Below are 24,198 nucleotides of genomic sequence, written 5' to 3'. Positions count from 1 at the left end.
CACCGTTGGTCGATTCTGACCGGGTGATCTGGAAGCTTCCGCATCGCGAAGTCCGGTTTCCCCGCCGTCCGCTGGTGATGGGAATCGTCAACGTCAACGACGATTCCTTCTCAGGCGACGGTACGCTCGTCATCGAGGACGCGCTCGGGATCGCACGAGCTCATGCGGAAGCCGGGGCGGATATCATCGACGTCGGGGCCGAGAGTGCCCGGACGAATCGAGAGGCGGTAGCGATCGAAGAGGAAGTCCGGCGTCTGTACGGGTTCTTTGAGCGGTGGGAGTTGGTGGTTGCGGAAGCGGTTCCGAGAGATTCCGAACAGGTGTGGCCACCGGTTATTTCGGTGAACACGTGGCGCCCCGAGGTCGTCGAGGCCGTGCTCGGACAGGGAGTGGAGCTGATCAATGATATCGGGGGACTTCCCGACGACCGGAATGCCCGGCTTTGCGCGAGAACCGGAGCTTCGCTCGTGATCATGCACACCGTAGGTGAGCCGAAGGTCCCACACTTTCACCAGAGCTGGACGGATGTGGTCGCTGCCATGGAGCGCTTCTTCGATGAGAAGGTCCTGATGGCGGAAAAGGCGGGGTTGGCTGCGGAGCGCATCGTGCTTGATCCCGGTATCGACTTCGCGAAGCAGCGTGATGACAACCTCACGGTCTATCGCGATCTCGAGCGCCTCGGGCGTTTCGAGCGTCCGTTGCTGGTTCCCGTGAGCCGGAAGACGGTCATCGGCGAGGTGCTCGACCTTCCCGATCCGGTCGAGCGCGATGCCGGCACGGTAGCTTGTGCCGCGGCGGCCGTCCGCAGAGGAGGCTCGATCCTGCGCGTCCACAATGTCGAGGCGGTCTGGCAGTCCTTACGGGTTCTGACGCAGCTGGCCTAGTCGAGTTGCTCTTTGCCCAGTGCTTCGATGTATCCGAGGAGGTCGGGCAGAAAGCTGTCGAAAGTATCGAAGATGTCATCGCGGCGTCGGTTGAAATCGACCATCGCGGTCGCGATCGCGGCACAGGCAGGCCGGCGCTCGGCCACGCGATTGAAGACTTCCTGAAGTCCGGAGCCGGTCCCATAGTGGCCCAGCCAGTCGTCGTTGATGCGGTCTTCTAGATTCCCGGAAAGCTCGATGGGCAGCCATGACGAGTTTTCCTTCAGTTCGTCGTAGAAACCGTCGAGGAAATCGCGAAGGGGTTTCGGATGCCTGCTTTCCCATGTGGTCGCCAGCACATGATCGAAGCAGATATCGAGGATCGCGTTCGCGAAACGGCGTCTCGGTCCGGTGAAAAAGTCACGGGCGCGGCAGACGGCCGGATGATCGTCGGTGAACCGGTCGATCTTCCGATGCCGCACGATGCCGGCTACCACGCGGTCCGGCAGCGGGATCTCCTCGGGGGTCCCCGTGATGAAGTCGCCCAGCAGGTTTCCGATGCGCGAGGCGGCATGGTCCTCGGCGAGAAACAGGTGGGCGAGATAGTTCATCGATCCGTCACCGAGGAAAGAAGGTCCCGATAGGTTTGGAGAGCGCCGTCGTAGACGGGTGCAAGAGAACGGTCGGGTTCGATTCGCGAGTCTGCGGCGGGTTGACAGAAGGTCGCGGTCAGTTCGGCGAGGCTTCTTCCGCAGGCGTGGCCCGCCCGGAGTGCGGCGCCGAGTGCGGCGCCATTCGCGACGGCGAATCGTTCGACGGGAGCCTGGAAGATGTTGGCGATCAATCGGGCGATGCCGTCGTTCTGCGAGGCGCCCCCGGTCAGGCGGATCAATGTGGGCTGCTCCCCGAGCCACTGCGAGTGAAGCCGCATGTTGAGGAACTGGCCCTCGAGCAGAGCCCTCACTTCGACCGGTGCGGGTTGGTCGGCCGGGAAACTGCGGGTCGGTCCGGCGAAGTCGTGACGGGGTGTGATCTCTGGGCCGAAGAAGGGAAGCATCACCCGGCCATCGTTTCCGGCAGGTGTCGCCGAAAGTCCTTCGGTATCGAAGTCGGCCCACGAAAGTCCGAGCTGGTCGCGAAGGGTCTCGCGAGCCAGCGAGCCGTTGAGGAAGCAGATCAGGGACATGAACCCGCCCGCCGGATTGCCGAAGACATGCCCGAAGCCCTTGGGATCGGTCACCGGTTCGGACATCGCGGCGAAGAATGTGTCGCTGGTGCCGAGTGAGATCACGAATGTGCCCGGTTCGGTGGCTCCCATGCCAACCAGCGAGGAAGGATTGTCGCCGGTGGAGAGGATCACCTTGCACCTACTGGAGAATCCGTATTTGGAAACAAAGTAGTTCGAGATGGTTCCGGCAACCGTCGCCGATGGCGCGGTGGGCGGAAGCTTCGCGCCCAGTCCGGGAGCGGTGGCGTCGAGCAGGCCGGGGTCCCAATCAAGAAGGCGCAGGTTGAGCAGGTTCATCCCGGCTCCGTCTCCATGATCGATGGCGACGGATCTCCCCGCGAGGAGGGAGCCGACGAACGAAGATACCAGATGGATGATCGAAGTGCGCTCGTAGCCGGCGGGATCCTGCTTGAAGAAGCGCCGGATCTGGGGGCCGGTAAAACGTTCGATGGCGATCGAACCCGAGCGGGCGCAGACCTCGGCGTTTCCACCCGCCGCTGCGGCGATTTCGGCGCACTCCTCGGAAGTCGAGGTGTCCATCCAGATCGGGGCGGTCGCTCTCGACAGGGCCGGAGAGATCTGTTCGACCAAAGCCTTGGCGGGATCGAGGGAGCCGAGTCGCCGTTCGAGGCTTTCATCGAAGTAGACTGATCCGTGCTGTTGTCCTGACGCTGCGACCGCCTCAACGGATGACAGGTCAAACGTCTCCGAAAGCTTGGAAAGCAGGAGATCCAGAGCCTCCATCCACATCCGGGGGTCGGCATGAACTTCACCCTTCTCTCCGCCCGGGATGAAGCCGCTCGGGCTGCCGTAGGACGGGAGGTCGGTGCCGAAATTGACGGACGCTTCATGAGTGATGACCCCATTGGAGGGGTCGATCACCATGGCCGACAACGACTGAGTGGAGGAGTCGAGACCGAGGAACATGCTGGTGATCAAAGGATCCCGCGGCGGTCGCTTCCAGTCATTATCCTGACAATCCTGCTCGGGGTTCTACCGGGAACGGGCGAGCCCGGCTGCGCGGGATTCACAGGCCGAGTTCGTCGCGGAGGTCCTGGAACAGGTCATCCTCCTCCGGTGGCGGTGGTGGTTCGGGGCTTTTCATCGTTCGAAAGGCCCTTCGTTCGCCGCCGTCTCGATGGTTGTATCAGGCAGGTTCTCGCCGGCGCTTTCGGCCCAGTGTTGGAGGAAGAACTTCTTCTCGTCCGTCAGGAACCGGTCGGAGGTTCCGAGAATCGGCCGCAGTGAGGTGGTCAGTTGGAGAGTCACGAGGAGGAAGATGAAGCACCAGATCGCCAGCGGTCCCTTCTGCTTTGCTCCATGGACGCGCAGGGCCGTAAGGATGAAGCGGAACGCGAAGACAAGCGCGACCAGCCAGGATCCGACCGACAGTGTGCCCATGAAGCCGAATGAGCGCGTGCCTTGGGTGAAGATCCAGACGGCGGGTGCGAAGCCGAGCAGGAGGAGCCCGGCGAGAGCGAGCATCGCGCCGAGGAGCGAGCCGAGACGCCCAGCGGATGCTGTTGAGCCCGCGAGGCAGGAGAAGATGTACAGGCTGGGATAGCAAATCAGGCCCGCGAAGAGCAGACCCGCACCAAGCTTGAGAGGAGCGGCCCAGAGTTGCTCATGGTAAGCGAAGGTCCCAAGGACGAAGCCGAATACGAGCATCGAAACGAGGGCCATGATGCCGAGATTGGCGAGTGATCTCGGACGCTCGATGCATTCGTGCCCGGCGAGGTCGGCCGGTCGCCGTAGCAGTGCTTCGAAGAGGTCCCGGAGTTTGGAGCTGTCGGGCAGCGGATGGGGTGCGGGAGCCGACGGTTCGGAGCCGGGGATCGGAGGCGGATTGTCGTTGTTCATGATGTTTGGATTCGGGTTCGGTGATGATGGATTCGAGCGAGAAGGAGGGTGCCGGTGACGACGGCGATCATGCAGGTGACCGCGAAGGCTCCCGGATCGAGAGACGCGTAACTTTTGCGGGCCGATGCGAGGACCGCCTCGTAGAAGCTGCCCCGCATCGGATTTGGGCGGAGGAAGGCAACCTCCAGCGAAGGCGACCCGAAGAAGGGCCGGAAGATCCACGAGAACTGGGCACCGATGAATGCGTTGCCTCCGAGCCAGGCGAGAAGTGTGGCTATTGCCACGTGGCGGGACGTGCAGTGCTCGCGCAGCAACTGACCGAGCCGGATCACACCGATGGCTCCCGCGACCGCGATGAGGGAAGTGTGGGCGAGAAGGTATCCGGCATGAGCCGATGAGGCTTCGGGAGAGTCCGGCGGAGGTGCGTTGAGGGCGAGAAAGAAGGTGACCGGCGCGACGGATCCCAGAATCAGGCCTGAAATCGCGAATGCGCCGAGCAAGGCCTGCAGCGATTGCCGGAATCCCAGTCCGCTGCCGAGAAGCAAGCCAAGCATTCCGTTGAGCATCCCGTTGCATCCCAAGGTGCAGGCGATCAGGAGGGGCATCTTGATCGCCACATACAGGCCCATGACCGGGGATCTCCAGAATCCGACCGTGAGTCCGTAGAGTGCGAATCCGAGAGCGGTCACCAACCCTGTGCGGGCCAGATCCCGTCGGGATGCGCGCTTGAGGGTTTCGATCGGAGGATTGAGGAATTCCCGCATTGGACCTCGCCATACGAATACGGCCAGGTGAATCCCTGATGAAGGGGCGGTGCTTTCGGTGTGAACTCAGTGTTCCAACTCCGGCGGGGAGCTCCCAGAGCCTTCAGACCTTGCTCCGTGATCGCGTAGCAGACGTGGTGACGATTCCGGGTTGTAATCCCTCCACGATCAGGGGGAGAAGCCGGCAGGAGTGTTTCCGACGGTTGCCTGAGCGTTCCCAACCACCTCAGAGCTATGAAGATTCAATCACTTCGTCACCGCAGCCGTGGAGTGACCTTGCTGGAGCTGACCGTCATCATCCTCGTCCTGCTGTCGCTGGTCACGATCCTGTTCGTCGGTGCCCGTGCGTGGAAGCGCGGGTCGGAGCGCACCGCGTGCCTGATGAATATCCGGATGGCGCAGCAGGCCACCCGATCCCTGCAGAATCTCTGCGATCTTCCCGAAGGTGCCACCCTCGACATGGCGGAAGATCTTATCGGCAGCGGCAACTTTATCGAGATCGAGCCGATTTGTCCGGGCGGCGGAACTTACGAGTTCGCCAAGCAGTTTCCTCCAATCGGAGTTCCGGCGCTCGCCTGTTCGCTGGCCGCCGCCGCTGACCACCAGCCACCGTCCTCCGTTGGCTGGTGATCGCCGAGTCTCTCCTTGATCAAGGCTCGGGGAACTCCTGAACAAAGAACATCCGGGGATTGGAACCCGTGTCGATCAGGAGTTGCAAGGTCACCACTTCGCGGCTGCCGGTCGTTGTCGTGGACGAAACCGAGTAGTCGACACCGGGAACCATCGTCGTCCATCCTCCGAGCGTTGACGACATTTTGTAGACCGGGGTGACGTCAGACGCGTTGGTCCGGTGCGAGAAGACGAGTTGGTGGCCATTGATCGCGGGCATCGCATCGGAGTCGTGCTCCAAGGTCGGATCCGCTCCGAGTGCGTAGTCGAGGAAATTGCTGAGACCGTTTCCGTTCTCGTCACCCGAGGTCGAGAGGGCGGGGAAGAGTGACGTGAACGAGTCCTGCGTGTTCACGAAGATGCCCTCGTAGGCTCCGAGGTCGACGGTCACGTTCTGGATCCTGTCGTTGCCGGCGAGGTCAGTGAGGATATCGGCGATGGTTTCCGTTCCGAGGCCTGAGCCATCGAGGTCGGCGCTGTTCAGGCCCGCGTTTGCCGCGGCGGATCCGGATCCGAGGCGGAGGTCACCTGTGGTGGTCGGAGCGGTCGCGGGGTCTGTCGGTGTAGTGAAAACGGGATCGGCGTCGAGGTTGCCGCCGAGATCAGAACCCGCCGTCGCATTCCACGAGGTGCTGCCACCGGTGTTGGCGACAATGGAGTGTGAAAAGGAGGGGGTGGAGTTGAAGTTCGTTACCGATGCCGCAAGGACGTTTGTGGCGCCAGCCGCGGAGTTGTTCCAGATGACGCAGTTGTTCAGGGCAGGGTTCGAGTTGGTGCTGTGGTAGCAGGCTGAGCCGGCTGCCTCGGTTCCGCGGTTTCCTGTGATCGTCACATTGGTGAAGACCGGAGTCGCGAAAGAGATCGCGTAGTAGGCGGATCCGAATCGGGCTTGGTTGCCGGATAACGTCGAGTTGAAGAGCACGGGAGGCCCGGCGGTTCCGGAGTTGTTGAAATAGAGCGCACCACCATTCTGGCCTGCGGAGTTGCCACGGAACATGCAACGCTCAAACCTGCTTGAGGAAGCGTAGTTGAAGAACGCGCCTCCATAGTATCCGGAGTAGTTGGAGTCGAATTGGCAATCGATGAACTCGGGAAGGGACGACGCGCTATCCACCGCGCCACCGTAAGTGGAGGTCTCGTTGCCAACGAACCGGCACCCCGTGAACACCGGAGCACACACGCCGGGCGACAGTGTGCTGAGGCTGACGGCTCCGCCCGATTGACCAGACTTGTTCGCTGTGAACATGCAGTGGTTGATGGTCGGCGATCCGCTGTTGATACAGACGAGTCCGCCACCCCGGTTCTGAGGAAAGCTATTGGCGTTGCCACCACGGATCGTGAGACCGTCAAGCACGGCAGACGCGTCGGTGCCGGTGCCGGTGACCACCTGATAGGAGTTGTCGCCGACGTTGGTGAAGCCGGGTGCATCATCGCCGAGGAGGTCGCCGGAGAGAACGGTGCCGTTGGTCTCGGGGTCGGGGTTCCGGGCCGACAGGTCGGACTCGCTTCCGCTGAAGCCCCCGTAGATCGCGACTCCGTTGAGGAGAACGAAGCTCTTGGTTCGGTCTGTCCCGCCAGGATCGGGAGTGTAGGTTCCCTGCGCGACCCAGATCTCATCGTCGCTGGTGGTCAGGGCGGCGGCGGCGAGCGCGGATTGCAGGTCTTGGAAGGCAAGTTCCCAAGTGCTGCCGTCGCCACCGGGATCGGCGGCGGCATCAACGTGGATTCGGGCGGTGTCGGCCGACTGGGCGACGAGGATCGAGGACACGGTGAGACCGGTCACTGCAAGTGCTAGCTTGTTCATCGGATCAGGTGGGAAGGGCCTGCCGGGGGGGCGCGGGGGACGCGGAAGCCTAGGAGTTACGGAACACTAGAACCTCTTAAAATTTTAAAAAAGTCAAGCATTGTTCCAAAAGAGTCTCGTGGAGCGACTCCCAATCGCGTAGGCGTCTCTCGAATACGGCTCGATCGAGCCCAGAGCGACGCTCCCGGCCAAGTGCCCCCGGCGGCATCTCCAAGCGGGGAACGCTTTGCTCAGCGCCTTTCCTGAGGCCGTCGTCTCCTCCCTCCCCGGCGGCGGGATCGGGACGGGCGTTGGCCCGTACCGGCATCCTTCTTCGGGATTCTGCGATTGGCGTGCGAATCCGCAACCCCTGCGAGGTGATCAGGGTGTGAACTATCGATCGGGATACTCATCCGGATGAGATTCTCGATCTGCCGGAGTTCCTTCAGTTCATCCGCTGTGCAGAAAGACAGGGCTTGGCCGACGGCTCCGGCGCGCCCGGTGCGGCCGATCCGGTGGACGTAAGCCTCCGGTTCCTTGGGGAGATCGAAGTTCACAACGAGAGTGACGGCTTTCACATCGACCCCGCGGGCGGCGACATCCGTGGCAACGAGCACCGGGAGGCGACCGTTGCGGAAGCGCTCGAGGGTGCGGTCGCGTTGTGGCTGCGAACGGTTGCCATGGATGGCCTCGGCATCGATGCCGGACTTGCTGATGAATTTCGCAAGTTTATCGGCGCCATATTTGGTGCGGGCGAAGACGATACTGAGTTCGCCGGACTTTCGGGCCTTGAGGAGTTCGACGAGTTGGGGCCGCTTCCGCTCCGGTGAGAGAAAGCGCAACTGCTGCTCGACCTTCTCTGCGGTTGTGGTTTCCGGTGCGATGGTAACGCTTGCCGGATCCCGGAGAATGCTGTGAGCGAGCTCGACAATCGACGGAGCCAAGGTCGCCGAGAAGAAAAGGGATTGTCGTTTTGCCGGAAGGTGGGAGACGATCTTCCGGACATCCCTCACGAAGCCCATGTCGAGCATGCGATCGACTTCATCGAGGACGAAGAACTCGACTGCGGACAGGTCGACGAATCCCTGATCGACGAGATCGAGAAGTCGACCGGGGCAACCGACGAGAATGTCGATCCCCTTGCGCATCGCCTGAACTTGGGGGCGCTGGCCGACACCGCCGTAGATCAGCGTATGACGGAACCCAAGGCCGCTGCCGTAGGTTTCGAGGCTCTTCCCGACTTGGGTTGCGAGTTCGCGGGTCGGAGTGAGCACCAGAACGCGGGCTTGCTTGGGTCGGGTCCGCTTCGGGTTGTCGTGAAGCTTCTGAAGAATCGGCAGTGAAAAAGCGGCGGTTTTGCCGGTTCCGGTTTGCGCGCAGCCGAGGAGGTCGCGGCCTTTAAGAAGCAACGGGATCGCCTGCGCCTGGACAGGTGAGGGGGTCGTGTAGTTGCGGTCAGCGAGTGCACGCTGAATGGGGGCGGCCAATGGTAGGTCCGCGAAGCGGGTGATATTCATAATTTGGGATTGCCGCAGGCCGGGGTTCGGCGCGTCGGCGGGACGATGAGGAATGGAGGGTGAAGCCGCGTCGGATCCCTCATCGAACGGGGACCGGAATCGGTTGCGGAACTTCGGATCGTCCGCGCGCCTCCCGGTGGGGAGGGCGGCCGAGGCATAGCGGGGATCCGCCGCTTGGCAAGGACCAACCGACATTTCCGGCGTCGCACTTGGCGGACTCCGGGACGCGGTTAGGATGAGGTCCTTCCTGATGTCGGACCTTCAACCCAGCCAGAAACGGGCGGCGGCACTGATTGTGGCGGCCCAGAGTTGCACCAAACTCGGTGACGTCCTGACCAACCCGAAGACGGTTCTTACCTGGCTGCTTTCCTCCCTCGGGACGTCGGGGGCGGTCCTGTCGATGCTGGTGCCGGTTCGCGAATCCGGTTCGATGCTTCCTCAACTTTTCGTCTCGGGGTGGGTGCAGCGATTTCAGCGGCGGAAATGGGTGTTTGCAGGTGGGGCGATCGGCCAGGCGGTATGCATCGCGTCGATGGGAGCCGCTGCCTTGGTGTGCCCGCCAACCGCCGCCGGCGTCGTCATCGTCGTGGCTCTGGCCGGCTTTGCTTTCGCGAGATCGTTTTGCTCGATCAGTTCGAAGGATGTGTTGGGGCGAACGATTCCGAAGGGTTTCCGCGGTCGAGTCGGCGGCCTGTCCAACGCGATTTCGGGGGTGCTGTCGGCAGGAGCGGCGGTGGCGCTGCTGGTCGGGCCGGAGCGTGATGCCACGCGGTTCCTCGCCTGGCTGGTTCTCGGAGCATCGATGCTTTGGGTCCTCGGTGCCGCGGCCTATGCCATGGTGAAGGAACCGGTTCCGGAGTCGGAGGAGTCCGGCGAGCAACCGGCTGCAACCATCGGCTCGAGACTCCGGATGGTGCGTGATGACCGGAGGTTCCGACGGTTTGTGATTGCCCGCAGCCTGCTGTTGGGGAGCTCGCTGGCGTCGCCACTTTTCGTCGTGCTGGGCCATGGCGGAAACGCATCCATGGGGGCGCTCGTCGGTTTTCTGGTCGCGTCGGGTGTCGCCAGCGGAACCAGTTCGTTCCTTTGGGGCAAGCTGGCTGACAGGGCGGGTCGCCTCGCCATGGCATTCGGTGGCGCTGTTGCAGCCTTCGTGGGCTTCAGCGCCATGTTGATCGCTTGGCGGGCGCCCGGGTGGTCCGGGCATTTCCTCGTGTGGCCATTTCTCTACCTGCTCTTCAACATCGGCTACGCGGGGGTGCGGCTCGGCCGGAAGACCTGGGTTGTCGACGCGGCGGAAGGGGATAGGAGAACGGACTATGTCTCGGCCTCGAATACGCTGATTGCGGTGATCATCCTGATTGTCGGCGCCCTTGCGTCGCCCCTGCAAGCGTGGTCTCCACTGGCCCTGCTCGCCGTCTACTCGGTCTTTTGCGCCGTCGGGGGGCTCGCGGCCTCAGGTCTGGCGGCGGAGAGAGATTAGTCCGTGCCTGAAAGGGTTTTCCATGCAAGGTTTGAAGTGGGTCCGAGATTTGGACGCACTCGAAAACCAACCAACACAAGGTCATGCTACGATGGGCTCTTATCTTTCTCGTGGTGGCGATCATCGCCGCCGTCTTCGGATTTGGTGGCATCGCGGCTGGAGCCGCGGAAATCGCCAAGATCATTTTCTACATCTTCATTGTCCTGCTGGTCCTTTCCCTGATCCTGAATGCAGTCAAAAGATAGTGAACCGTTGCCACCCGATTACCGATGAAACGACTCCTACTCATTCCCATCGCCGTGCTGCCGTTTTTCGTGGCTGCGTCCTGTAAGGAGAAGACTCCTGAAGAAAAGGCCGCCGAGGCCATTGAAGACGCGGTCGAAGAGATCGGTGATGCCATCGAGGAGGCGACCGATTGATAGAGTCCGGCATCCTGAAGTCGCTTCGGACGGTTCGCCATGAAGACGCGTCTTGAATCGGACAGTCTCGGGTCGGTTGAAGTCAGGGAGGACCGCTACTGGGGCGCTCAGACCCAGCGGTCGCTCACGAATTTCCCGATCGGTTCCGATCGCATGCCGATTCGGTTGATCCATGCTCTCGGGCTGGTGAAGCGCGCCGTCGCCGAGACGAATCGGGAACTGGGACTGATCCCGGCAGACATCGGCAGGGCGATTGCCGATGCCGCTCAGGAAGTGTTCGACGGCAAGTGGGACAAGCACTTTCCGTTGTCGGTCTGGCAAACGGGCTCCGGTACGCAGACCAACATGAATGTCAACGAGGTGGTTGCGAACCGGGCCAACGAGATTCTCGGTGGGGAACTTGGCAGCAAGGACCCGGTCCATCCGAATGACCACGTCAATCGGTCCCAGTCATCGAACGACGTTTTCCCGACAGCGATGCATATCTCGGCTGTTGCAGAAGCTCGCCGGGTTTTGCTGCCCGGGCTGGAGATGCTGCGGAGGGCGCTGGAAGCGAAATCCGGGGAGTTTTCCCACATCGTCAAGACCGGCAGAACCCACTGCCAGGACGCCACGCCGCTCACCCTTGGGCAGGAGTTCAGCGGCTACGCGCGGCAGGTCGAATTGGGAGTGGTGAGGGTAGAGGCAGCGCTCGCCGGACTTCACGAGCTCGCCCTCGGAGGAACCGCGGTGGGAACGGGCCTGAATACGGTGGAAGGGTTCGCCGAGCGGGCGATTGCCCGTCTCGCCGAGCTCACGGGAGAGCCGTTTGTTCCTGCCGGGAACCGCTTCGAAGCCATCGCCGCCCACGATGCGGTGGTGGCCATGTCGGGTGCACTGAAGTCGGTGGCTGCCTCGCTTTTCAAGATCGCGAACGACCTTCGCCTGCTCGGATCGGGTCCCCGGTGCGGCTTGGGAGAACTTGAACTTCCGGCAAACGAACCGGGATCATCGATCATGCCGGGTAAGGTCAACCCGACCCAGTGCGAAGCTCTGACCCAGGTTTGCATCGAGGTGATGGGAAACGATGCGGCGATCGGGATGGCCGGAAGTCAGGGACAGTTCGAGTTGAACACCTTCAAGCCGGTGATGATTCACAATCTTCTGCGTTCCATCCGGTTGCTGGGCGACGCGTCCGCCAGCTTCACGGAGCGATGCGTCGAAGGGATACGGGCCAACGAGACCCGTATCCGGGAGTCGCTCGAGCGCAGTCTGATGTCGGTGACGGCTCTGGTGCCCGAAATCGGCTACGACAAGGCGGCCGAGATCGCCAAGGCTGCGCACCGGAACGGAACGACGCTCCGGGAAGAGGTGCTGGCGAGTGGGGTTGTCGACGCGAGCCGTTTCGACCGACTGATGGATTTCGAGGCGATGACCCGGCCATCGCCGGATTAACCCGATCTTAACAAAAAAGGTCCCTTTCCGCATCATCGCTTCACGCCCGGGTATTGCACTTGGGGTCATGAAAACCCCAACCGCCCTCTGTCTTGCCGCCATTTCCGCTGTTGCCTCGGCCGCCGAAACCGCCGAGGGGGTCCTCGACCTGACCCGGCCCGAGGCCTACGCGGACCAGCCGGTTCCGGCGTACATCAATCGGGACAACACGCCGCCCGGGAATCCGATCACCGATCTCGGGGCGACGTTGGGACGCGTGCTTTTCTACGACAAGCGGCTGTCTCGAAATGATTCGATCTCCTGCTCGTCCTGCCATCAGCAGGAACACGCGTTCTCCGATCTGGCGATTGCCAGCACGGGTGTGGCCGGCACGACCGGGAGGCACTCGATGCGACTGGTGAACTCCCGCTTTGCCGCGGAACGTCGGTTCTTCTGGGATGAGCGGGCGGTGACCTTGGAGGACCAGACGACGAGGCCGATCCAGGATCACGTGGAGATGGGCTTCAGCGGCGCCGATGGCGATCCGGGATTTGCCGACCTCGTGGACAAGCTTTCGTCGATCGAGGAATACCAGGTGCTCTTCACTGCCGTCTATGGCGACGAGGGCGTGACCGAGCAACGCGTTCAGCAATCGCTCGCCCAGTTCATCAGGAGCATCCAGTCGTTTGACAGCAAGTACGACGAGGGTCGTACGATCGTCGGCAATGACGGGCCGCCTTTCCCGAACTTCACGCCCGCCGAGAATCGCGGCAAACAGCTCTTCCTCGCGCCTCCGGGGCAGGGCGCCGGCTGCGCGGGTTGCCACAGGCCGCCCGAGTTCGATATCGATCCGAACTCCGGGAACAACGGGGTGGTCGGATCCTTCTCGGGCGGAAACGACTTCGCCGTCACCCGCTCGCCAAGTCTGCGTGACCTCGTCGACGAGAACGGAGCCCCGCACGGCGGCTTCATGCACACCGCGCAGTTCGCGACCTTGGCGCAGGTGATCAACCACTACAACGCGATCCCGGCGGTAGTCACCGGACTTGACCGGCGTCTGACCCGCCCCGGTGGTCCCGGCCAGCCACCGCAGCCGCAACGTTTGAATCTGACGGTCCAGGAGCGGGGTGATCTGGAAGCGTTTCTTGAAACCCTCACCGGAAGTTCCATTTACACCGATCCGAAGTGGTCGGATCCGTACGGGGCGGACGGCTTGCTCTCTCTGGTGGTGCTGCCTTCCGAAGGGTTGGGCATCCAGTTCGCGGGATCCGGAGCTTCCCGAGGTCTCACAGTCCGCATGACGGGAGTCCCGAATGTCGATTATGTGTTCCAGTGGAGCAATCAACTCGACAGCTGGAACTCGTTTCCCGTCACGGCTGACCCGAACGGCAACGTCGTGGTGGCGATTCCCGCACCCGAAGGTCAGCCCAACGGTTTCTATCGTTTTGCTTACGAACCCGAGGCCGCCGAGTAAGGAATTCCACTTGCACCACCGGCCATGAGTTGTCTGGTGGCGCGGAATGACGGGAGAGGTCGCGATCATCGGAGCCGGAATGTCGGGCCTTGCGGCAGCCCACTCGCTGGCTTCAGCGGGAATCCCGACGCGGGTATTTGAAAAAAGCCGCGGGTTCTCGGGACGAGCCGCAACCCGAAGACGGGCCGGTTGTTGCTACGATCACGGGGCCAACTTCTTCCGACTCGATGATCCCGTTGTGGCCCGGCTCGTCCGGGATCGGCTCCCCACCGATGACCTGGTCCGGATCAAGAAGCCGGTCTGGGTCTTCGGTCACGATGGCAGGATCCGGGAAGGGGACCGGGTGGAGAACGCCGAGCCGGCCTGGAGCTATCGCCAAGGCATCAGCACTTTGGGGAAGCTGCTCCATGCGGCGTCCCCGGGCTCGGTGGTCGAGAGGGAGTGTCGGGTCGGCCGTGTCGAGCGCTCGTCCGGAGCTTGGCGGATCCGGGACGAGTCCGGGCAAGAGAAGGGCGAATTCGCCAAGGTGCTCGTCACGGCACCCGCTCCGCAGGCACGAGAACTGGTTGCCGGCAGCGGCGCCGAAATCTCCTTGGCTGGGATCGACTACGCGCCCCAATTCTCCTTCGTGCTCGGCTTCTGCCGGGAGGTCGAACCCCGGCGATCCTATCACGCACTTCTGAATGAGGATCGCCGCCACGCGATCGCATGGATCGGCTTTGAAGAGGACAAGGCAGGGCATGTCCCCTCAGGACAGACCATTCTTGTCGTGCAGATGTCTCCCGATTGGACGATGCGCAACATGGAGGTGGATCGAGAGACACTCCTGCCTGAGGTGATGCGGGAATTGCGATCCGTCCTGCCCGTGCCTGATCCGGAGTGGTGGGACAGCCAGCGCTGGCGCTATGCCCTTCCGAAGAAATCGTGGGACGCGTCTTCCCTGAAGCCGCTCGAGGATGACGGGTTGTTCTTTGCCGGCGACGGTCAGGCCGGGAAGGGGCGGATTGCCTTGGCGATTCGGTCGGGCATCGACGTCGCCGAACGCATGCTGGTGTAGGTTTTCAGGCTGACATGCGACGGCATCGACCTAACTTCGTTTCCTATGGGCAAGGAGCACGACGATCCGCTGGACAAGAAAACCTACAAGAAAGAGCTGCGCCGTTTGCAGATCGAACTCTGCAAGCTCCAGTCGTGGGTGGTTGAGACCGGCGCCAAGATCGTCGTGATCTTCGAAGGTCGCGATACCGCCGGGAAGGGCGGTGTGATCAAGCGCATCATGGAAGAAGTCAGCCCCCGGGTGTTTCGCGTGGTGGCGCTTCCCGCGCCGACGGAGAAAGAGCAGACCCAGTTCTACTTCCAGCGCTATGCCGCGCACCTGCCGTCGGCGGGTGAGGTCGTGATCTTCGACCGGAGCTGGTACAACCGGGCCGGTGTCGAGCCGGTCATGGGCTTCTGCACGCAGGAGGAGTACGAGGAGTTTCTGCTGATGTGCCCGTCTTGGGAAATCGGTCTGATCCGGTCCGAAATCCGCCTGATCAAATACTTCCTCGTGGTCAGCCACGATCAGCAGTTGGAACGATTCGAGTCACGCATCGAGGATCCGACCAAACAGTGGAAGCTCAGCCCGCTGGATGTGAAGGCAAGGACCCATTGGTACGACTACTCCCGCGCCTACGACCGGATGTTTACCGCGACCGACACGTCCCACGCTCCGTGGCACCTGGTCCGTTCGGATGATAAGAAGCGAGCCCGATTGAACTGCATCTCCCACCTCCTCGATCAAATTCCTTACGAGGATGTGCCAAAGGAGAAAGTGGAGTTGCCGCCACTTCAGGATTCCAAGGGTTTCTCCGACGAACTGGTGTTGAAGGAGCGCAACTTCGTCGAAGAGAAGTTCTGAGACGCGGCGTCTCAGGCAAGCGAGCGCAAGATGTAATAGCGTGCGATCTCGTAGAAGGTCGCCATGCTCCGGATGTCGATCCACTCGTCGGCCGCATGGAGGTTTCCGACTTCGGGGCGGGCGACGATGGTCTGGACTCCCGCCTGACAAAGGAAGCGGGCGTCACTGCCACCCGAGGCGCGGACCTCGCGGACCGGTTCGCCGGTGATCTCTTCGGTGATATCGAACCAGAGCGGATCCGGGTTGAGCTGCGACGGTTCGGCGGCGACTACGGTTTCGAGAGTAACTTCCGGTCCGAGGATATCCTGCAATCGGTCCAGAATGTCGGCAAGTCGATGGGGTGGAGGAAAGCGCAGGTCCAGCGTGGCGTCGGCCCGGTCCGGGATGCAGTTCAAGGTCCGGTTCGGCGTGTGGAGGGTGGTCAGAGAACAAGTCGGCTGCCAGTGCTCGCCTTCAAGATTGGTTGGGATGGGGAAAGCCGCCGGCAGCCGGGCGAGTGCGGTCGCGAGGCGTGTGGCCGCGTTGTCTGAGAGCCACGGGCGTGCGGCATGGGCCGCCTTTCCGACAGTGTGGACGCGTAGGTGGGCGATGCCCTTCTCCTCGACCGTTACATTGTGGATCGAGCCGCCGTCTGGTACGATCGCATGTTTCGCCCTCAATCCCGCCTCCCTGACGAGATATCCGACCCCGTGCTCGCCTCCTCGTTCTTCGTCCGAGGTAATCACCATGCCCAGCGGGATCCCCGGCTGTGCCCGGTGAAGGTCACAGAAGAGTTTCAGCATGATGGCCAGGGCCCCCTTCATGTCACCAGCTCCCGGGCCGTAGAGCCTTCCGTCCTTGATATGCGATCGGTAAAGGTCGAGGTCCGGGTGTTCGATCACGTCGAGGTGGCCGATCATCAGAATCTCCGCGTGCTGAACGTCGGCGGGCAAGACCACCAGCGACTCGTAGTTTCCAGACTCATGGCGCTCGATGCGGATGTGGTCGAGCGGTTCCAGGTGATTCCGGAAAAACGAGAACGCGCGCGCCCGCTCCTGGGGCTGGCTGTCCGTACTCGGAATGAGAATCAGGTCGCGCGACAGGGCAACGAGGCGGTCGGTGAGGTCGGAGTCCATGGCGGTCAGCGGTCGCGGGTGTAGTCCCATGCGACGGGTAGGTCGTGGCGGGCGATTTCGAGCAGCTCGCGGCAGGACGGGACGTCTTCCGCGACGGCGAGGAACTGGCCTTTGCGAACGAGTCCGTCGGGTTCGAGGTTGAAGTTCACGGGGAGGATTCCCCTGCCGTTGTCCTTGGTGAACAACTCTGCGTGCGCTTGCAGCTTCTCGAGCAGGAGGGCGCCCGGTAGGGGGGTGGTGAGACGCAGGTTGCGCATCCTCCATGCGCCTCGGGGACGGAAGTGACGGGCAAGTACGGAAGGGTACGTCGCCCCGGTCACCCTGGCGTTGATTTCGCACACGTAGGCAACAAACGAGCCGTCATCGAGCAGCGTCAGCAGGAAATCGACGCTGGCAGCACCACGATAGCCCTGCCGGTGGAGCCATCGGGCGGCCTCTCCAGCCTGGCGGAAGAGTTCCCTCAGCAACCCGGGGAAGTCGTCGAGATAAGTCGGTGGCGATTCGTTGCCTTCGTGAACGCTCTCGTGTGCGCTGAGGATTTGCTCCGTCACGTCGTAGAGATAGGCGGAGTCGTCGTTGAGGAAGAGTTGAACGCTCGGGCTCAGTATTTCGCGGATGCCATCGCTCCCTGCCTCAAGCCACGCCTGGACCATGCAGGGGCCCTCATGGAAGAAGGCGCCGGGAAGCTCTCCGGGGTGTTCGTCGGTTGCCAGCCTGACGAGTCCGATTCCCGAAGCGCCGATCTGCGCCTTGGCCACCGCGTGGCGTCGGCCTTCGTTCCGAAACTCGTCCAGTGCCGCGGCGACCTCGCCGGTGTTGTTCGCGAGACGGGTGGGAAATACGGGTAGCCCGATCGATTCAAGATGCTCGTGGAGGAGAAGTTTGTTGTTTCCGCGGTGGCTCCCGGAAAGTGACGAGAGGGTGCGCTTGCCGAGAGTGGCCGCCAACAACGCGATGGTCTCGTCGGTGACGAACCCGTCGAGGATTTCGGCCCTTTCGATCATCAACCGGTCGAGCAGGGGGTGTCCGGCAGCTTGTCCGCGCGAGAGAAGGTCACCGAGGGAGACGAAAGCATTCCGCGGAAGGATTTCGAGGCGGGGCAACTTTAGTCCGATTGAGCGGAAGAAGTCCGTCAATGCCGGGTCCGGCTTGCGTTCGAGAACGAGGACATTCTCCCCACCGCCGAAGATCAAACCCAACACGGGTGCGAGACGACCACCGTAGGAGTCCACACAGCTGATCTCATCCTCAAGCAGTTTCGCTCCGCCGCGGTTTCCGAAGAACAGGGAGAGCAGATTGGCAAAGAAGATGACGCTCCGGTTCTCCCAACAGTTCGGCGTATAACCCTGTGTGGGAATCACCAGGGGGATGTCCGACTCCGGGATCACGCCCATGCTTCATGTTAGGCGAGGAACCGGAGGGTTGAAAGGATGAGTTTGGCCATGGAGCCCCCCGGCTTCGAAATGAAACCGGGGACTCTTTCTGCCGGGGGGTGAGCGGGATTCAACGCCGGATGGAGCGGCGTGGACCGCGCCCCGCGTCGGGCACGAGGAAGACATTGTCCTGCAGTTCTTCGCCGAGCTCGGTGTTGCGACGAATCACGGATGCGAGCGTCTCTTGCTCGACGAGAGCCAGAGTTTCCGGCTCAAGGGCACTCCGGTAGAAGAAGCGGTCGCCATCGCGCAACCGGATGAACTGCTCGGTCAGGATACGATGGAAGACCGGCCCGACCATGGCCTCGGGAACGTGCGGTTCGCACAGTCCGCCGACCCAGAGATCGATGTCTTCAACCGAAGTGTAAACCTCCGCAAGGCGGTCGGCGACGCGGCGGTCGGGATGCACGTCGCGGAAGTTGCGGGCCGGAGGCATGCCGAGTTGGCGCCGCGCGTCGTTGTAGGACGGAAGCCCGTGGTCGCGCCCGCGCTGGATATTGAGCGACGCCAGATCGAAGCCTCCGGCGCCCGGCGGTCCGAAGAGAAAGTTGCGCACGCCATCGACCAGTCGGCCGTCGAGCTCCTGACAGCGTTGGGAAGCGAGTCCGCGGAGCAGCGTGTCGATTCCTCCATCCTCGATGATCGATGGGTCAAAGAACGCCTCGGCGAGCTCGAGGTCGCCATTTTTATCTGTCGATCCGTCGGCGTTGATGCGCCGGATCGTGGTCGGCAGCAGGCTGTGGCCGAAGCGGTAGGCCGCGGTCGCGAATTCGTTGAGGATCGACGGGTCGAGCTCCGGCCTGAAGCCGCGATAGGGAGGCAGGGAGTCGGGCCCAAGCAGCAGCGGAAGGAATTCGGTGTAGGTGATGTGTTGCATCTCGGCGCCGACGATCATCCGCGCGAACTCGTAGACCTCGTCTTCCGTCGCCGACGGATTGGCTTCCCTGTAGGCCAGCGCCCAATGGTTGTGCTCGCGGACGAAGAGGGTGTGCATCGCGGTGAGCGCGGCCTGTTCGTTGGCTCGCACATCACCGGCGATGAACCAACGGGAAGAGGGCTCCGGTGCGTTGGCGTGCCCCCCTTCGTTGTAGGGAAGAAGGTCGCCGTGATCCGACGGAGTGGTCTTGAGCATGCCGGTGCCATCGAGGCGACGCAGGGCATAGGCGCGAACCGTATCCGATCCGTAGACGTTCGACGCATCGATGTAGGCGGTGATTCCGTTGATCTGTTCCCGGATGCCGTTGGGTTGGACGTAGAACGAACGATCGAGAGCAATCAGGACGTCTCCCGAACCGAACGGATCGAACCACGGGTCTCCAGCAGGCACGGGGATGTCGAAGGGCTCCGGAGGATCGAGCACCGGCGTTTCATCGATATCGTGATCGAGAAACTGACCCCACTGCCAGAGGAAGTCGGTCGCCCCCCGTCGGTTCGGTTGGTCCTCGTCCTGCGCGGCAACGGCATTGCTGATCTCCCGTGCCGACGGCCGCACGGCCCCGGCGGGCGTCCCGAAGCCATCGCTGTAGTCGGGTCGAAGCCGTCGACGGAACGGTTGGTCGACCATGCCCCATTCGGGGCGATCGAGGTGGTTGTTGCTGCCGTCGATGGTCCTGAATTCCTGCGGGAATATTGTGGCAGGTTCGCCGGGTGCCGGCTCGGCGAGTTTGGCCTCCTCCTTGGGGCGGGGCATTGGAATACCGGGAGGGCGATGCTCCGGGCTGCGGGTTCCTGCGACGACCGTGCAGCAGGTCGCCAGGGCAATGATGGGGATGGGCTTGGTATTCATGGCTCGGGTTGTTGCCTGGGTTCTCGCCAAAGGAAGTTAGGGAATGATGTCGGGGCCCGCGTCGTTCTGTTAAGCTTCCGTAAAAGTGGTCGCCACGGGTGGCAGACAACCGGCATGCTACCGGCATGGAAGGCCGATCAGGTTCAGGAGACCGACCGCTCCTTGTCATTGACGATGACCGAAAGCTGTGTGCCCTGATTCGGGACTATCTCTCTCCACTCGGTTGGACCGTGGAGATGCGGCACACGGGGCCCGAGGGGCTTGAGGAAGCCAAATCTGGGGACTACGATGCGGTCATTCTCGACGTGATGATGCCGGGCATGGACGGATTCGAGGTCCTTCGCGAACTGCGCAAGCATTCCAATGTTCCGGTGCTGATGTTGACCGCGATGGGGGAAGAGGCGGACCGGATTGTCGGGCTGGAGATGGGAGCCGACGACTATTTGCCGAAGACGTTTTCCAGTAGGGAACTGCTCGCGCGACTGAGGGCGGTTACGCGTCGGGCAGTCCTCGAGGATCCGGCTGCCGAGGAGCAGGTCGACCTCGTGGCGGGTGACCTCCGTCTGAATGAGTCGACCCATGTCGCGACACTGGGGGACGACGTTCTCGAACTGACCGCCTTGGAGTTCGCCATCCTGGCGACGTTGATGAAAGCGAAGGGCCGGGTGAAAACCCGGGAGTCGCTGCTGGAAGACGTTTCGGAACGGAGGTTCGATGTGTTCGACCGCTCGATCGACGTGCACATCTCCCAACTCCGCCGCAAGCTTGGCGACGATGCCCGGCATCCCCGCTATATCGTCACGGTCCGCGGTGTCGGTTACAAACTAGGTGACGTCGAGAGGTCATGAAACGCCGGGTCCAGTTTCCGCTGATGGCGAAAATGCTGATGTGGCTGCTGCTGCATCTGGCGGTGCTTGCCGGGGCCTTCGCGGTGTTTGTCGGATGGCAGCTCCAGTTGGGCTTGGATTCGTTGCTGAGTGGTGCATCCGGTGACCGGCTGAAGGCTCTCGGATCGGGGATTGCCGCCGAACTCCGGGAATCTCCCAGAACCGAATGGCCGGGAATTGTCGAATCTCACACCGAGTCCTACGGCGTTCAGGCCGTCCTGTTGATCGGGGTGCCCAAGCCCGTCGTGGGAGAAGGCATCGAGATTCCTCCGGATATCGATGAGAGAATGCGCAGCTTCGCCCGGGGCAAACCCGGAGGGGGTGGCGACGGTGCCCGGCCCCAGGGGCCCGGGGACAGGCTGGGCCCGCCGGGTTCGGGCGCTGATCGTCCGCTGCCGCCCCGTCGCGGTATCGGGCCGGACTCGGCAGGTCCGGGCCCAGACTCGGTGAGGCAGGGTCCGGATTCAACGAGGCAGGGACCGGAGACCCAGCCTCTGTTCCTCACTCGGGCGTCTTCAGGCGATGGCTACTGGGCGGGAATCGACCTGCCGCTGTTTCGACCCGGGCGGGACCGCCCGCTCCATGGTATGCTGCTCCTGCGTTCCGATGACCCGTCGGCTGGGGGCTTGTTCTTCGATCTTCGCCCATGGTTACTTGGCGGGTTGGCAGTGCTTGCCGTGAGCCTCCTGCTCTGGGCTCCTTTCGTGCTCGGAATCACGCGATACGCATCACGCCTTTCGAAAGTCACGGACCAGATCGCCCAAGGGCACTTCGAGTCGAGGGTGGGGAGGAAACGTCGCGACGAACTAGGCTCGGTCGGAGAGTCGATTGAACGCATGTCGGACCGCTTGGATCACCTACTGCGCGGCCAGAAGCGGTTCCTTGGTGATGTAGCCCACGAGCTGTGTTCGCCCCTTGCCCGGATTCGCACCGGCTTGGGCATCCTGGACCACAAACTATCCGCCGACTCCGAGAAGGAGCGTTTGGCCTCGATCGAGGAAGACGTCGAAGAGCTTTCCGAATTGGTTTCCGAGGTGCTGGCATTCACCCGTGCCGAGACCGCTCCGGAAAGCGTCAAATACGAGGCTGTGAAGCTCCGGGAAATGGTGGAGATGGCGATGCACCGCGAGTGTCCGGGGCATTCGGTCGAACTCGCCTTGCCGGAAGATCTGGAAGTATCGGCCGATCGACGTTTGCTCGGTCGGGCCATCGCCAACATTATGCGGAACGCCAATCGGCACGGCGGTGCCGATTGCAGGATCGCCGTCCGTGCCCGCAAGAGAAAGTCGTCCAATGACGTGCTGCTGACCATCGGAGACAGTGGCCCCGGGGTTGCTGCTGAAGATGCCGAGAAGCTTTTCGAGCCTTTCTTCCGTCCGGACACAGCCCGCACCCGCGAAGCGGGAGGGGTAGGGCTCGGTTTGGCGATCGTCCGTAGCGCGGTCGAAGCCTGCGGTGGCAGCATTCGAGCCGGACGTTCGGACCTGGGCGGGCTGGAGGTTCGGATCGAGCTTGCCGCGGTTTAACTACGATACTTACAGTAGTAGCAGGTGCTTGGTTGCAGGGGCTCGGTATCCGGCAGGTATCCGGACAGCAATTGGCCTCGGGGGCTACCCTCCCGGACGGGTTCGGAGGATAGTCCTGATCGGGGTGAAAACCGCCCATTGAGTGGTGGTTTGGGAGGTGTGAAAAAATCTCTCCGAAAGGTATTGACGGTCGGGGGCTGGGGTGTAGTTTCCCCCCCGCCGCGCCTCCGGGGGTGGCACGAGAGACGGAAGTCGATCGGAGCTTCGAGTGGTCCTTCGGGACGGGTCGGACGGTCTGATCGGCTTTTTAGTCCCCTCGAAGGAGATCTTTCACAGCGACGGCTCGGTATTCATGCCGTGTGGGTCCGGACGGGAAACCGTTTTCGGGTGGCCATGCGGGAAGGGGATATCGAGCGGAGAGGAAAAGGCTAAATTGTGTGCTGCGTGGATTGGGAAGGATCCCGGTCGCGCGGTTCGGTGAGGCGCCCCTTGCGGGTGTTTTTCACCGAGGTCAATTTGGCTGTGGAAACACAGCAATACGTTTTTTACGGAGAGTTTGATTCTGGCTCAGAACGAACGCTGGCGGCGTGTTTAAGACATGCAAGTCGTACGAGGGATCTTTGGAGCTTGCTTTGGAGATTCCTAGTGGCGCACGGGTGAGTAACACGTGAGTTACATGCCCTGCAGTGGGGGATAGCCCGCCGAAAGGCGGATTAATACCCCATGGTACCTTCGGGTTAAAGGTGGCTTCGGCTGCCGCTGCGGGATTGGCTCGCGTCCTATCAGCTTGTTGGCGGGGTAACGGCCCACCAAGGCTACGACGGGTAACTGGTCTGAGAGGATGATCAGTCACACTGGAACTGAGACACGGTCCAGACACCTACGGGTGGCAGCAGTCGAGAATAATTCACAATGGACGAAAGTCTGATGGTGCAACGCCGCGTGGAGGATGACGGTCTTCGGATTGTAAACTCCTGTCATCGGGGAGTAAGACCTGGGGGTCAATAGCCCACAGGGTTGATAGTACCCGAAGAGGAAGGGACGGCTAACTTCGTGCCAGCAGCCGCGGTAATACGAAGGTCCCGAGCGTTGTTCGGAATCACTGGGCGTAAAGGGAGCGTAGGCGGTTTGGTAAGTCAGATGTGAAATCCCGGGGCTCAACCCCGGAACTGCATCCGATACTGCCGGACTTGAGTAGTGGAGGGGTAGATGGAATTCTCGGTGTAGCAGTGAAATGCGTGGATATCGAGAGGAACACTCGTGGCGAAGGCGATCTACTGGACACTTACTGACGCTGAGGCTCGAAGGCCAGGGGAGCGAAAGGGATTAGATACCCCTGTAGTCCTGGCAGTAAACGGTGCGCGCTTGGTGTGAGGGGTTTCGACCCCCCTTGTGCCGGAGCTAACGCGTTAAGCGCGCCGCCTGGGAAGTACGGTCGCAAGACTAAAACTCAAAGAAATTGACGGGGACCCGCACAAGCGGTGGAGTATGTGGCTTAATTCGATGCAACGCGAAGAACCTTACCTGGGCTTGACATGCATCGCTAATCCCGTGAAAGCGGGTGAGTCTTCGGACACTTTGCACAGGTGCTGCATGGCCGTCGTCAGCTCGTGTCGTGAGATGTTGGGTTAAGTCCCGCAACGAGCGCAACCCCTGTGAACAGTTGCCAGCACGTAATGGTGGGGACTCTGTTCAGACTGCCCAGATCAACTGGGAGGAAGGTGGGGACGACGTCAGGTCAGTATGGCCCTTACGCCCAGGGCTGCACACGTACTACAATGCCCAGTACAATTGGAACCGATGCCGCGAGGTGGAGGAAATCCGTAAAACTGGGCCCAGTTCGGATTGGAGGCTGCAACTCGCCTCCATGAAGTTGGAATCGCTAGTAATGGCACATCAGCTACGGTGCCGTGAATACGTTCCCGGGTCTTGTACACACCGCCCGTCACATCATGGAAGCCGGTAGCACCCGAAGTATCTTTTATTAGGTCCTAAGGTGAAGCTGGTAACTGGGATGAAGTCGTAACAAGGTAGCCGTAGGGGAACCTGCGGCTGGATCACCTCCTTTCTAAGGAGAA

The 24,198-nt window shown here is 61.9% G+C and carries 20 protein-coding genes and 1 rRNA gene; 12 read left to right on the top strand and 9 right to left on the bottom strand.

Annotation, left to right across the window (positions count from 1 at the left end; translation table 11 throughout):
* The first annotated feature begins 5 nt into the window (after window positions 1-5).
* Entirely contained in the window at window positions 6-884 is an 879-nt protein-coding gene (gene folP / locus HAHE_RS02790; protein WP_338688417.1) for a dihydropteroate synthase, read from the top strand.
* Here folP and HAHE_RS02785 read toward each other — a convergent pair.
* The 4 genes from HAHE_RS02785 to HAHE_RS02770 form a co-directional block, all read right to left on the bottom strand.
* Complete coding sequence (locus tag HAHE_RS02785; RefSeq protein WP_338688415.1) at window positions 881-1,474, bottom strand: ACP phosphodiesterase; 594 nt, start codon at window positions 1,472-1,474, stop codon at window positions 881-883. The two genes, folP and HAHE_RS02785, sit on opposite strands and share 4 nt — an antisense overlap.
* A complete protein-coding gene (locus tag HAHE_RS02780) occupies window positions 1,471-3,018 on the bottom strand; it encodes a xylulokinase (RefSeq protein ID WP_338688413.1) in 1,548 nt (515 codons plus the stop codon). The genes HAHE_RS02785 and HAHE_RS02780 overlap by 4 nt, the downstream gene beginning before the upstream one ends.
* Before the next feature lie 174 nt (window positions 3,019-3,192).
* Window positions 3,193-3,951 carry a hypothetical protein gene (locus HAHE_RS02775; protein WP_338688412.1) on the bottom strand — a complete coding sequence of 253 codons (759 nt, stop codon included), beginning with the start codon at window positions 3,949-3,951 and terminating at the stop codon, window positions 3,193-3,195.
* Entirely contained in the window at window positions 3,948-4,715 is a 768-nt protein-coding gene (locus HAHE_RS02770) for a hypothetical protein (RefSeq protein ID WP_338688409.1), read from the bottom strand. Before HAHE_RS02770 ends, HAHE_RS02775 begins: the two co-directional genes overlap by 4 nt.
* 234 nt (window positions 4,716-4,949) lie before the next feature.
* On the opposite strand from HAHE_RS02770, the gene HAHE_RS02765 reads away from it, so the two are divergent.
* Window positions 4,950-5,345, top strand: coding sequence for a hypothetical protein (locus HAHE_RS02765; protein WP_338688406.1), 396 nt, complete (start codon window positions 4,950-4,952; stop codon window positions 5,343-5,345).
* Between the two features lie 19 nt (window positions 5,346-5,364).
* On the opposite strand, the gene HAHE_RS02760 is transcribed toward HAHE_RS02765, so the two are convergent.
* Window positions 5,365-7,188 carry a hypothetical protein gene (locus HAHE_RS02760; protein ID WP_338688403.1) on the bottom strand — a complete coding sequence of 608 codons (1,824 nt, stop codon included), beginning with the start codon at window positions 7,186-7,188 and terminating at the stop codon, window positions 5,365-5,367.
* Between the two features lie 230 nt (window positions 7,189-7,418).
* Window positions 7,419-8,684, bottom strand: coding sequence for a DEAD/DEAH box helicase (locus HAHE_RS02755; RefSeq protein WP_338688402.1), 1,266 nt, complete (start codon window positions 8,682-8,684; stop codon window positions 7,419-7,421).
* Between the two features lie 250 nt (window positions 8,685-8,934).
* On the opposite strand from HAHE_RS02755, the gene HAHE_RS02750 reads away from it, so the two are divergent.
* The 7 genes from HAHE_RS02750 (at window position 8,935) to ppk2 (ending at window position 15,373) form a co-directional block, all read left to right on the top strand.
* Window positions 8,935-10,167, top strand: coding sequence for an MFS transporter (locus HAHE_RS02750; protein WP_338688401.1), 1,233 nt, complete (start codon window positions 8,935-8,937; stop codon window positions 10,165-10,167).
* Window positions 10,168-10,250: 83 nt separating this feature from the next.
* Window positions 10,251-10,412: a DUF1328 family protein gene (locus HAHE_RS02745; RefSeq protein ID WP_338688400.1), complete on the top strand. Its 162-nt coding sequence runs from the start codon at window positions 10,251-10,253 to the stop codon at window positions 10,410-10,412.
* A 24-nt stretch (window positions 10,413-10,436) separates the two neighbouring features.
* Window positions 10,437-10,586 (top strand): hypothetical protein, encoded by a 150-nt coding sequence (locus tag HAHE_RS02740; protein ID WP_338688399.1) that lies wholly within the window; start codon window positions 10,437-10,439, stop codon window positions 10,584-10,586.
* Between the two features lie 39 nt (window positions 10,587-10,625).
* Window positions 10,626-12,020, top strand: coding sequence for a class II fumarate hydratase (gene fumC / locus HAHE_RS02735; RefSeq protein ID WP_338688398.1), 1,395 nt, complete (start codon window positions 10,626-10,628; stop codon window positions 12,018-12,020).
* Between the two features lie 67 nt (window positions 12,021-12,087).
* Complete coding sequence (locus HAHE_RS02730) at window positions 12,088-13,473, top strand: cytochrome-c peroxidase (protein ID WP_338688396.1); 1,386 nt, start codon at window positions 12,088-12,090, stop codon at window positions 13,471-13,473.
* Window positions 13,474-13,519: 46 nt separating this feature from the next.
* Window positions 13,520-14,530, top strand: a complete 1,011-nt coding sequence (locus HAHE_RS02725) for an NAD(P)/FAD-dependent oxidoreductase (RefSeq protein ID WP_338688394.1) — start codon at window positions 13,520-13,522, stop codon at window positions 14,528-14,530.
* 45 nt (window positions 14,531-14,575) lie between these two features.
* Entirely contained in the window at window positions 14,576-15,373 is a 798-nt protein-coding gene (ppk2, locus tag HAHE_RS02720) for a polyphosphate kinase 2 (protein ID WP_338688392.1), read from the top strand.
* Between the two features lie 11 nt (window positions 15,374-15,384).
* Here the strand turns inward: ppk2 and HAHE_RS02715 are convergent, their stop codons facing one another.
* The 3 genes from HAHE_RS02715 to HAHE_RS02705 form a co-directional block, all read right to left on the bottom strand.
* Window positions 15,385-16,488: a M20 family metallopeptidase gene (locus tag HAHE_RS02715; protein ID WP_338688389.1), complete on the bottom strand. Its 1,104-nt coding sequence runs from the start codon at window positions 16,486-16,488 to the stop codon at window positions 15,385-15,387.
* Between the two features lie 5 nt (window positions 16,489-16,493).
* The gene (locus HAHE_RS02710; protein WP_338688388.1) at window positions 16,494-17,882 is read right to left on the bottom strand and encodes a hypothetical protein; all 1,389 of its coding nucleotides are present in this window, start codon (window positions 17,880-17,882) and stop codon (window positions 16,494-16,496) included.
* A 109-nt stretch (window positions 17,883-17,991) separates the two neighbouring features.
* Window positions 17,992-19,707 (bottom strand): peroxidase family protein, encoded by a 1,716-nt coding sequence (locus HAHE_RS02705; protein WP_338688386.1) that lies wholly within the window; start codon window positions 19,705-19,707, stop codon window positions 17,992-17,994.
* A gap of 125 nt (window positions 19,708-19,832) precedes the next feature.
* On the opposite strand from HAHE_RS02705, the gene HAHE_RS02700 reads away from it, so the two are divergent.
* The 3 genes from HAHE_RS02700 (at window position 19,833) to HAHE_RS02690 (ending at window position 24,188) form a co-directional block, all read left to right on the top strand.
* The gene (locus HAHE_RS02700; protein WP_338688384.1) at window positions 19,833-20,555 is read left to right on the top strand and encodes a response regulator transcription factor; all 723 of its coding nucleotides are present in this window, start codon (window positions 19,833-19,835) and stop codon (window positions 20,553-20,555) included.
* Window positions 20,552-22,120 carry a HAMP domain-containing sensor histidine kinase gene (locus tag HAHE_RS02695; protein ID WP_338688382.1) on the top strand — a complete coding sequence of 523 codons (1,569 nt, stop codon included), beginning with the start codon at window positions 20,552-20,554 and terminating at the stop codon, window positions 22,118-22,120. The genes HAHE_RS02700 and HAHE_RS02695 overlap by 4 nt, the downstream gene beginning before the upstream one ends.
* 544 nt (window positions 22,121-22,664) lie before the next feature.
* Window positions 22,665-24,188: ribosomal RNA gene (locus HAHE_RS02690) — 16S ribosomal RNA — on the top strand.
* Window positions 24,189-24,198: the final 10 nt, after the last annotated feature.

The sequence above is a fragment of the Haloferula helveola genome, assembly GCF_037076345.1.
Taxonomy (GTDB): domain Bacteria; phylum Verrucomicrobiota; class Verrucomicrobiia; order Verrucomicrobiales; family Akkermansiaceae; genus Haloferula; species Haloferula helveola.
This window is presented reverse-complemented; position numbering and strand designations above follow the sequence as displayed.